General features: G+C 71.0%; 5 protein-coding genes. 4 read left to right on the top strand and 1 reads right to left on the bottom strand.

The features are described 5' to 3' along the window. Window positions 1-380: 380 nt before the first annotated feature. On the bottom strand, window positions 381-1,208 hold the full coding sequence (locus ACFYXM_RS36700; protein ID WP_389296153.1) for an IclR family transcriptional regulator: 828 nt from the start codon (window positions 1,206-1,208) through the stop codon (window positions 381-383). 310 nt (window positions 1,209-1,518) lie between these two features. Between ACFYXM_RS36700 and ACFYXM_RS36695 the strand changes: the two genes are divergently transcribed. From ACFYXM_RS36695 to ACFYXM_RS36680, 4 genes are all read left to right on the top strand, one after another. Continuing rightward, a complete protein-coding gene (locus tag ACFYXM_RS36695; protein WP_389296151.1) occupies window positions 1,519-2,889 on the top strand; it encodes an aspartate aminotransferase family protein in 1,371 nt (456 codons plus the stop codon). Beyond that, entirely contained in the window at window positions 2,889-4,076 is a 1,188-nt protein-coding gene (locus ACFYXM_RS36690) for a mandelate racemase/muconate lactonizing enzyme family protein (protein WP_389296149.1), read from the top strand. The genes ACFYXM_RS36695 and ACFYXM_RS36690 overlap by 1 nt, the downstream gene beginning before the upstream one ends. Beyond that, window positions 4,073-4,918 carry an amidohydrolase family protein gene (locus ACFYXM_RS36685; protein WP_389296147.1) on the top strand — a complete coding sequence of 282 codons (846 nt, stop codon included), beginning with the start codon at window positions 4,073-4,075 and terminating at the stop codon, window positions 4,916-4,918. Before ACFYXM_RS36690 ends, ACFYXM_RS36685 begins: the two co-directional genes overlap by 4 nt. Before the next feature lie 213 nt (window positions 4,919-5,131). After that, window positions 5,132-5,971: an SDR family NAD(P)-dependent oxidoreductase gene (locus tag ACFYXM_RS36680; protein ID WP_389296145.1), complete on the top strand. Its 840-nt coding sequence runs from the start codon at window positions 5,132-5,134 to the stop codon at window positions 5,969-5,971. Window positions 5,972-6,105 lie beyond the last annotated feature (134 nt).

Genomic DNA, 6,105 nt, shown 5'->3' with positions numbered 1-6,105 from the left:
GGACGGTGGGGTGGTGCGGAACGCTCATGCGGACTTCGCCTTCCGAGAAGCGCCGGGGGTGGAGGAGCGTTCCTGCGTTGGACTGCCGAGAGGCGGATGGCTGAAAAGGTCCGGTCGTCGGGTGTTCCGGACGCGATGGGCAGGCGTCGGAAGCGGACCGGAAGGGGGTGAAGCGCGAGTGACGGGAGGATGTCCTCGCGGTTGGCAGGGAACCTACGGCGGGTTGTGGCGATCGGTCAAGACCCGAATTTGCCGGAATGGGCCGTCAGGTGCCGTTTCGGGGCGCCGGTTTGTGTCTTCGCACCGCCGTCGTCCGGCCGGGGCCGGGTCGTGCGTGCCGGGCGCCGCACGAAGGCGAGTGTTCGACGACGGGACAGCCCTCAGGAGGCGGACGCGGTGTCCTCCGCGTCGTCGACCCAGCCCAGCACGAGGCTGATCCGCCGCGCCGCGTCCCGCACCTGGCCGCCCAGCTCCTGGTAGCGCCAGGCCGGCAGGCCGAGCTTGAGGCCCGTGATGGAGACGGCTCCGGCGCACACCGAGCGGTGGTCGAGGACGGGGGCGCCGAAGCAGATGACGCCTTCCGCGTCCTCCTCGTCGTCCACGGCGTAGCCGACTCGGGCGATGTCGCGCAGGTGCGCCAGGAACGTGTCCCGGTCGGTGATCGTGCGGAGGGTGCGCTGGGGCAGTCCGAACCGGTCGACGACGGCGGCGGCCTCGCTCTGCGGCATCGCGGACAGCAGCGCCTTGCCCAGGCCCGTGCAGTGCGGCAGCTCGCGGTGGCCCATCCGCAGATCGAGGCGGACCCGCTGGTCGAGTTCGACCTGGTCCACGACGACCGCGAGGCCCTCCTCGGGGATCGCGAGCCGGGACTCCATGCCCGTGGTCCGGGTGAGTTCGCTCAGCACGGGACGAGCCACCCCGCGCAGGGAGACCTGTGAGCGGGCCCGGTCGCCGAGGCGGGCCAGGCTCATGCCGAGCCGGTAGCGGCGGTTCATGCCCTCGCCGTCGTCCGAGACGAGTCCGTAGGCGCGGAGGGTCTGGAGCGTGCCGAAGGCGGCGCTCTTGGAGACGGAACAGACGTGTGCGACCTCCGTGACGCTCAGGCCGTTCCCCTGCGCGGGGGCGGCGAGCGCTTCGAGGATGTCCGCTGCCCTGGCCACGCTCTTGACCCAGTACTTCGGTTCTTCTGCGGCAGGGCTGGTCGTCATATTCGAACAGTTTAGTGCCTGGATAGGGGGTCGACGGTGGCTTCTTCCTGCATGAAGGCCGAGAACAGATGATCCGACTGTCCGAAAAGGGGTTGACCGTCCCTGGTGGCCCACGTACCATCCAGGAACTGTTCTGCCCTGCAGAACAGCGTTCGGAAAAAGCGAGACGCAGCACCCACGCAACACGCACCACCCACGCAACACGGATCACTCTCTTCCTGCGGCGACTGCCGGGCGGATGGCGCCAGGGACTCACGGGCCGGGCAGGGCCCGCGACAACCGACGACTATCGACGCAAGGAGCAAGCGATATGAGTTCAGGCCCGGCCGGCAACGAATCCGGAGCCCGACTCGCCGAGCGCGCCCGCCGGGTCGTACCCGGCGGCGTGAACAGCGGTCAGCGAAACGTTCCCGGACTGACCGACCTCGTCGTCACCGGCACCGACGGCGCGCGGTTCCGGACCGCCGACGGACGCGAATACACCGACTTCCACGCGGCATTCGGCCCGCCGCTGCTCGGTCACAACGACCCCGACGTGGCCCGCGCCACCGCCGAGGCCGGCACCACCCTCGGCCACATGGGCGTCGGCGTCACCGAGGGCGAGGTCCTCCTCGCCGAACAGCTCGCCGAGCTGATCCCGTCGATCGAGAAGGTGCTGCTCACCAGCACCGGCAGCGAGGCCACGTTCCACGCGCTGCGCGTCTCCCGCGCCGCCACCGGCCGCCGCCTCGTCGTCAAGTTCCAGGGCTGCTACCACGGCTGGCACGACTCCGTCAGCCTCAACGTCATCTCCGCCCCGGACAAGGTCGGCGGCCACGACCCGATCTCCACCGGCATCCTCCCCGAGGTTCTCGAAGCCACCCTCGTCCTGCCGTTCAACGACAGCGAGGCCGTCCGCCGCACCTTCGCCGAGCACGGCTCCGACATCGCCGCCGTCATCGTCGAACCCGTCCCGCACAACGTCGGCGCGCTCCTGCCGTACCAGGAGTTCCTCACCACGCTTCGCGAGGAGACCCGCAAGGCCGGCAGCGTCCTGATCTTCGACGAGGTCATCACCGGATTCCGCCACGACATCGGCGGCTGGCAGAAGATCTCCGGCGTCACCCCCGACCTCACCACCCTCGGCAAGGCCATCGCCAACGGCGCCCCCGTCGGTGCGATCGGCGGCCGCGCCGACCTGATGGACCTCTTCTCCACCACCCCCGGCGCCCCCGCCTTCTTCGCCGGTACGTACAACGGACACCCGTCCGTCGTCGCCGCCGCCCTCGCCACCCTGCGCAAGCTCCGCGAGGAGCCCGTGCACGAGCACGTCTTCCGGCTCGGCGAGCGCGTCCGCACCGAACTGACCGGGCTGTACGAGCGCCTCGGCGTCCCCGCCGTCGTCACCGGCCACGGCTCCGTCTTCGTCAGCTACTTCATGCCCGGCGAGACCCCCCGCACCTACGCCGACCTGCTGAACAACGACGCCTCCCTGTTCGTCGGCTACCGCCGCAAGCTCCTCGAGCACGGCCTGTTCGAGCTGCCGCTCAACCTCAAGCGCAGCCACATCAGCTACGCCCACACCGACGCCGACGTGGACCGTCTCATCGAGGGCACCGAAGCGGCGGTCGAGGCCGTCCTCGCCGAAGGCGGCGCCCGCGACCTGGAGAACACCTCCACCATGGGCGGGGCGACCCGCTGATGCTCACCGTGAACAGCAGCCGCCCGGCCGGCCCCGCCGGACGCATCAGCCGCGTCGAGACCCTGATGCTCGGCACCGCCTGGCGCGACTTCGGCTATGTCCGGGTGCACACCGACGAGGGCCTGTCCGGCATCGGCGAGATCACCCACCCCTACCGGGTCCGGGAAGTCTGCGCCCTCACCGAGTCGATCGCCCAGCGGCATCTCATCGGCGCCGACCCCTTCGACGTCGAGGAGCTGTGGCTCCGCGTCTATCAGGGCGACTTCCTGCGCGGCGGTGACATGGGCGGTGTTGCCCTGTCGGGCCTCGACCAGGCCATGTACGACCTGATGGGCAAGGCGCTCGGGGTGCCCGCCTACCGTCTCACCGGCGGCGCCTGCCGCGACCGCGTCCGCGTGTACGCCAACGGCTGGTACACCGGCGAACGCGAACCCGAGACCTTCGCCGCCAAGGCGAAGGAGACCGTGGCCAAGGGCTTCACCGCCCTCAAGTTCGACCCGTTCGGCCCCGGACTGCACGAGCTGGAGCGCGCCGAACTGCGCCGCTCCGTCGACCTGGTGGCCGCGGTTCGCGAGGCCATCGGACCGGACGTCGACCTGTTCATCGAGGGCCACGCCCGGTTCGCCATGCCGACCGCGGCCCGGCTGGTGCGCGAGCTGGAACCGTTCGACATCGGCTGGTTCGAGGAGCCGATGCCCTGGACCCACATCGAGCGCTACGCGGAGCTGCGGCAGCGCGCCGCGTTCCCGATCTCCGGCGGCGAGCACTTCCACAACCGCTACGAGTACAAGCAGCTGTTCGCCACCAACGCCGTCGACATCATCCAGCCCGACCTCTCCATGGCCGGCGGCCTCACCGAGGTCAGGAAGCTGGCCGCGATCGCCGACACCCACGGCATGCTGGTGGCTCCGCACAACTCCAACTCGCCGCTCTGCACCACGGTCTCGGTACACGCGACACTCGGCATCCCCAACTTCAAGATCCTCGAGACGTTCGACGGGCTCCTGGAGGACTACGTCTTCGACGCGCTCAAGGGCACCCTCCCGATCACCGACGGCCACATCGGCCTGCCGACCGCCCCGGGGCTCGGTGTCGAACTCGTCGACGAGGTCTTCGAGGAGCACCCGCCCAGCCACCGGTTCTGGAACATGTTCGCGGACGGCTGGGAGAAGCGGAACCGGACATGATCGTCGACGTCCACTCGCACCTCTTCCGGCACAGCCACGACTTCACCGACCCGTTCAGGTCCGACTCCGCCCGCGCCCACGCGGGCGAGGTCGACCTGACGGTGACGTGGGAGGAGTACGCCGCCACCGCCCCCGAGGGCACCCGCACGATCGTCGTCGGGGGCAAGGCGCGGCGCAGCGGACTGTGGGTCGACGACGCGGCCGTGGCCGCGTACGCGGGAGAGCACCCGGACCGGCTCATCGGGTATCTCTCCCTCGACCCCACCCAGCCCGGCTGGCAGGACGAACTCCGTTACGGACACCAGGAACTGGGCCTGCGCGGCATCAAACTGATGCCGATGTACGCGGGCTTCGACCCCGCCGCCGAGGAGTACGACGAGCTGTACGGCTACGCCGAACGGCACGGGCTCCCGCTCCTGGTGCACACCGGCACGACCTTCGTGTCGACGGCGCCCCTGGAGTGGGCGATGCCCCGCCACCTGGATGCCGTCGCGATCCGCCACCCCGAACTGCGGATGGTCCTCGCGCACCTCGGCCATCCCTTCGAGGGCGAGTGCATCGCGGTCATCCGCAAGCACCCGCACGTGTACGCGGACATCAGCGCCCTGCACTACCGGCCCTTCCAGCTCTGGCACAGCCTCCGGCTGGCCCAGGACTACGGGGTCCTCCACAAGCTGATGTTCGGCAGCGACTACCCGTTCACGACGGTCGACGACTCGGTGAAGGGCCTGCGGGAGATCGCCCGCGTCCCCGGCATCCCCGGGCTGCCGCCGCTCGACACGGACGCGGTGGAGGAGATCATCCACCGGCCGTCGCTGGACCTGCTGGGCCTGAACGGCTGAGAGGCCGCCGAGTGGCCCGCGATCCGAGGCCACCCGGCAGCCTCCGACCCGGCCGTTCCCGTGAACCTGCCGGTGCGGCGGCCGGGCACCCCCTCGTCCGCGTGCGCCGCACCGGCGGCCGGGCCGCCGCGCACCCGCCCCTGTGTCCCGCGCGGCGGCCCCTTCCCCGTACACCCCCGCTCTCCGCACGTCCCCGCCTGGAGGACCCCCGCCATGACCACAGCCGTCCCGCCCCGCCCCACCGACCGCTTCGACCTGACCGGGCGCACCGCTGTCGTCACCGGGGCCGCCCGGGGCCTGGGCCGGGCCTTCGCCGTCGGGCTCGCCGAGGCGGGCGCCGACCTGGTCCTGGTCGACCTGCCCGGCGCGGAGGGGATCGACGCGACGGCGGCGCGGGTCGAGGCGCTCGGCCGCCGCGCCCGGGTGTACGGGCAGGACCTCGCGGACATCGACGCGCTGCCCGGATTCGTCGACGCCGTGCGTGCCGAGGCCGGACCGCTGCACATCCTCGTCAACAACGCGGGCACGGCCGCCCTGGAGCGCTTCAACGAGATCACGCCCGCGAGCTGGTCGCACATCATGCGGGTCAACGTCGACGCGGTCTTCTTCCTCAGCCAGCGCGTCGCCGAACACATGACGGCGGACCGCGTCGCGGGCCGCATCATCACCATCACCTCGAAGAACGCCCTGGTGGCGGAGGCGGGCCTGGCTCATTACAACGCCTCCAAGGCCGCCGCCCAACTGCTCACCGAGACCCTGGCGGTGGAGCTCGCCCCGCACGGCATCACCGCCAACACCCTCGCCCCCGGCATGGTGGAGACCCCCATCGACGGTGAATTCCCCTTCGACCGGGAGGCGTTCGAGGCCGCTTACCGCGAACGCATCCCGCTCGGCCGGTACGCGCGGCCCGACGAGTGCGTGGGCGCGCTGCTGCTGCTCGCCTCGGACGCGGGGGCGTACCTCACCGGGGCGCGGCTCGTCGTCGACGGGGGAGTGCTCGCCGACCAGATGCCGCGGACGAGCTTCATGCCGCCGTACCGGAACACCGTCTGACATCCGCGAGTGCCGTGACCGGCGGGCGTCGCCGGGAGGGGCACGAGCACGCATCGACCCCGACACCGCGAGGAGCACCTTCGTCATGTCCGTCCCCGCATCGTCCCCCGCCGGAGCCCCGGCACCGTCGTCCG

The sequence above is a fragment of the Streptomyces sp. NPDC002476 genome, assembly GCF_042889785.1.
GTDB lineage: Bacteria > Actinomycetota > Actinomycetes > Streptomycetales > Streptomycetaceae > Streptomyces.
Note: the sequence above shows the minus strand (reverse complement) of the source record. Positions and strands in the feature narration are given on the sequence as shown.

What these genes read in the sequence shown, in the direction of transcription:
- ACFYXM_RS36700 (WP_389296153.1), bottom strand. Translation starts at nt 1,208, where the DNA reads ATGACGACCAGCCCTGCCGCAGAAGAACCGAAGTACTGGGTCAAGAGC.
- ACFYXM_RS36695 (WP_389296151.1), top strand. Translation starts at nt 1,519, where the DNA reads ATGAGTTCAGGCCCGGCCGGCAACGAATCCGGAGCCCGACTCGCCGAG.
- ACFYXM_RS36680 (WP_389296145.1), top strand. Translation starts at nt 5,132, where the DNA reads ATGACCACAGCCGTCCCGCCCCGCCCCACCGACCGCTTCGACCTGACC.
- ACFYXM_RS36690 (WP_389296149.1), top strand. Translation starts at nt 2,889, where the DNA reads ATGCTCACCGTGAACAGCAGCCGCCCGGCCGGCCCCGCCGGACGCATC.
- ACFYXM_RS36685 (WP_389296147.1), top strand. Translation starts at nt 4,073, where the DNA reads ATGATCGTCGACGTCCACTCGCACCTCTTCCGGCACAGCCACGACTTC.